A 2,885-nucleotide genomic window follows, 5' to 3' on the forward strand; every position below is an offset into this window, starting at 1 on the left:
TTTCGGCTTTTTTGTTTCATAAGTCGCCAAAAGCCTCAGAAAGGCTCTGACGCCTTGATTACATTGAATAAAGCAAAAAAATAGCGTATAATAAGACTACTTATGGAAACATTTCTCAGTTGGGATTAACCCCCGACAGAAAGGATATTGAAGTGGCTAACGAAGTGCACATTCAAACGCCCTACATTACGCTAGGACAATTATTGAAGGAAAAAAGTATCATTTCTACTGGTGGCCAAGCGAAGTGGTACCTACGCGAAAATACGGTTTTGGTTAACCAAGAGCCCGATGATCGCCGTGGACGCAAGCTTTATCCAGGTGACGTGGTCGCAGTGCCATCTGGTGAGCGATTTGTCATTAACGGGATGGGTGCTGAAGCAGACTAATGGAACTGCTTGAGCTAAAACTAAATAACTTTCGGAATTATCAAGATTTAGCGGTGACCTTTTCACCAGGCGTCAATGTCTTTTTGGGACCGAACGCACAGGGTAAGACGAACTTACTCGAGGCAATCTATGTTTTAGCTTTAGCGCGCTCACATCGAACAACTTCTGATAAAGAGTTGATTGGTTGGGACGGCAAAGAAGCCATGGTCTCGGGCGTGGTGCGCCGCCAATACGGGAAAGTGCCGTTGTCACTTGCTTTTACAAGCAAAGGTAAGAAGGCACGAATGAACCATTTGGATCAGGCGAAATTAGGCACATACATTGGACAATTAAATGTTATTTTATTCGCACCGGAGGATTTAGCCTTGGTAAAAGGGGCGCCGACGATTCGACGGAATTTCATCGATCGCGAATTTAGTCAGATGAGTCCAAAGTATCTTTATATTGCTAACCAATATAAGGGCGTCTTGAAACAGCGTAATCAATATCTGAAGCAACTGCAGTCGAAGCAGGCGAAAGATATGCTGTATCTGGAAGTTTTGACGGATCAGCTAACGAGTTTCGCCAGTGAACTAATTGTGCGACGGATACAGTTAATTAAGAAGCTCGGTGAGGCCGCAGCGCCGATTCATGCTGATATTACACAAGGGGGCGAAACGTTACGGATTGCGTACGTTTCGCAACTTAATGAAGAAGAATTAGGGGATGAACAGGTCATTAAAGAAGCGATGACGAAGCGTTTTGAACGGTTACAGTCGCGGGAAGTAATGATGGGCACCACCCTGTTAGGTCCGCATCGTGATGACTTACGTTTTGATGTTAATGGGCATGACGTGGCGACATTTGGGTCGCAAGGACAGCAACGGACAACCGCCTTGGCGGTGAAGTTAGCTGAAATTGATTTGATGAAGCAAGAGACTGGTGAATATCCAATTTTATTGCTAGACGATGTTTTGTCAGAACTAGATACCAATCGCCAAACGCACTTGCTAACGGCGATGCAAAATAAGGTACAGACCTTTATTACGACGCCGTCACTAAGTGATGTGGCCCGTCAATTAATTAATGAACCAAAAGTCTTTAACGTTCGAGCAGGGCAACTTGTCGAAACGGACGATTTGGACAGTGCTAGTGAAGAAAACTAGCGATAGTTAAGGAGGAACTCATGGCTGAAGAAGATGTAACACAAATGCATACACAAGCTGATGATTACGATGCCAGTCAAATCCAAGTTTTGGAGGGATTGGAGGCCGTTCGTAAGCGACCTGGTATGTATATTGGAACCACGACGAGTCAAGGACTGCACCACTTGGTGTGGGAAATTGTCGATAACGGAATTGATGAAGCGTTGGCAGGGTTTGCTGACCACATCACGGTGACAATTGAAAAGGACAACTCAATCACAGTTACTGACAACGGCCGTGGGATTCCAGTTGATATTCAAGAAAAGACTGGTAAGCCAGCGTTGGAAACAGTCTTTACCGTTTTGCACGCCGGAGGAAAGTTCGGCGGTGGCGGTTATAAGGTTTCTGGTGGACTGCACGGAGTTGGTGCGTCAGTTGTTAACGCGCTATCAACAGAGCTTGATGCTGTTGTTGTTCGTGACGGTAAGGGTTACGCAATGGACTTCGAGCGTGGTCACGTGAAGACGTCAATGCACAACGTACCAGTTGACGATGCACCTGTTTCACGTGGAACAATCGTGCACTTCCTACCAGATCCAGATATTTTCCGTGAAACGACGGTTTATGATTATAAGATTTTGATGAACCGTGTGCGTGAATTGGCTTTCTTGAACAAGGGTTTGCGAATTTCAATTGCAGATAATCGTCCAGATGAGCCAATTTCTGAATCATTCCACTACGAAGGTGGAATTAAGGAATACGTTGATTTCTTGAACACAAATAAGGACGTCATTTTTGACGATCCGATTTATGTTGAAGGCATGGATAACGGTATTGAAGTGGAAGTCTCATTGCAATACACAGATGACTATCACAGTAATATGCTGTCATTTACCAACAACATTCACACCTATGAAGGTGGAACTCACGAAACGGGATTCAAGTCTGCGTTGACGCGTGTTATCAATGACTATGCGCGTAAGAATAACTTGTTGAAGGAAAGTGACGATGCATTGTCTGGGGATGATGTGCGTGAAGGGTTAACGGCCATTGTGTCAGTTAAGCACCCAGATCCACAGTTTGAAGGACAAACGAAGACTAAGTTAGGTAATTCAGATGCCCGTACGGCTGTTGACCGTATGTTCTCAGAAACATTTAGCCGTTTTATGTTGGAAAACCCAACTGTTGCGAAGCAAATTGTTGAAAAGGGAATCTTGGCCGGTAAGGCTCGTCTTGCTGCCAAGCGTGCGCGTGAGGCGACACGTAAGAAGTCTGGTTTGGAAATTGCTAACTTGCCAGGTAAGTTGGCTGATAACACATCAAAGGATCCTGAAATTTCGGAATTGTTTATCGTTGAGGGTGATTCAGCCGGTGG

The 2,885-nt window shown here is 45.0% G+C and carries 3 protein-coding genes; all 3 read left to right on the plus strand.

Going from position 1 to position 2,885, the window contains the following annotated elements:
* Window positions 1-152 precede the first annotated feature (152 nt).
* Window positions 153-386 carry a S4 domain-containing protein YaaA gene (yaaA, locus tag WEIDD23_RS07420; protein ID WP_010372567.1) on the plus strand — a complete coding sequence of 78 codons (234 nt, stop codon included), beginning with the start codon at window positions 153-155 and terminating at the stop codon, window positions 384-386.
* The gene (gene recF, locus WEIDD23_RS07425) at window positions 386-1,531 is read left to right on the plus strand and encodes a DNA replication/repair protein RecF (RefSeq protein ID WP_010372565.1); all 1,146 of its coding nucleotides are present in this window, start codon (window positions 386-388) and stop codon (window positions 1,529-1,531) included. The genes yaaA and recF overlap by 1 nt, the downstream gene beginning before the upstream one ends.
* A gap of 20 nt (window positions 1,532-1,551) precedes the next feature.
* Window positions 1,552-2,885 (plus strand): ATP-binding protein (locus tag WEIDD23_RS07430; protein ID WP_242865462.1); only part of this gene is annotated, 1,334 nt, incomplete at its 3' end.

The organism is Weissella sp. DD23, from assembly GCF_001579105.1.
GTDB classification, from domain to species: domain Bacteria; phylum Bacillota; class Bacilli; order Lactobacillales; family Lactobacillaceae; genus Weissella; species Weissella cibaria.